1 pseudogene is annotated in these 521 nt (G+C 63.9%); it reads left to right on the top strand.

The features are described 5' to 3' along the window. Positions 1-459 (top strand): annotated as a pseudogene (locus NW858_RS13115) (NAD(P)H-quinone oxidoreductase subunit 4); the annotation flags it as partial. Positions 460-521: the final 62 nt, after the last annotated feature.

Here is a 521-nt window from a genome sequence, read left to right as displayed (position 1 = left end):
TTTGCCCTGTTTACAGCAGGAGCTTTGGCCTCGTTGGCGCTGCCGGGGATGAGCGGGTTCGTGGGTGAGCTGACGGTGTTGCTGGGCTGGACCACCAGTGACGCCTATGCGCCGGCCTTTAAGGCAGGGGTGGCCCTGCTGGCGGCGGTGGGCCTCATTCTTACCCCCATCTACTTGCTCTCCCTGCTGCGGCAGGTGTTCTATGGGGCTCAGGATCCCGGGCTGGTGCTAGAGGAGTATCTGGGGGACATGCGCCCACGGGAAATGGCTGTCGCCCTCTGCCTGCTCTTGCCCATCCTCGGCATCGGCCTCTACCCCCGTTTGGCTACCCGGACCTACGATGTCACGACGGTAGCGGTGGCGGCCCAGTTGCGCAGTGTCCTGCCGACGGAAATTGTGCAACGGCCCCTCTTGCCGGTGCAGCCGGCTCAGGTGGCGGCCTTGCCCCCGACCGATTAGAGGGTGTCGGGATCCCCGCTTTTGCCTTCAACGGAAGAGCTGTTGCTTGAGAAGTCCTCTAC

The sequence above is a fragment of the Synechococcus sp. H55.10 genome (assembly GCF_047502715.1).
In the GTDB taxonomy this organism is placed as follows: domain Bacteria; phylum Cyanobacteriota; class Cyanobacteriia; order Thermostichales; family Thermostichaceae; genus Thermostichus.
The sequence above is the reverse complement of the archived record's forward strand: the minus strand, read 5'-3'. Positions and strand labels throughout refer to the sequence as shown.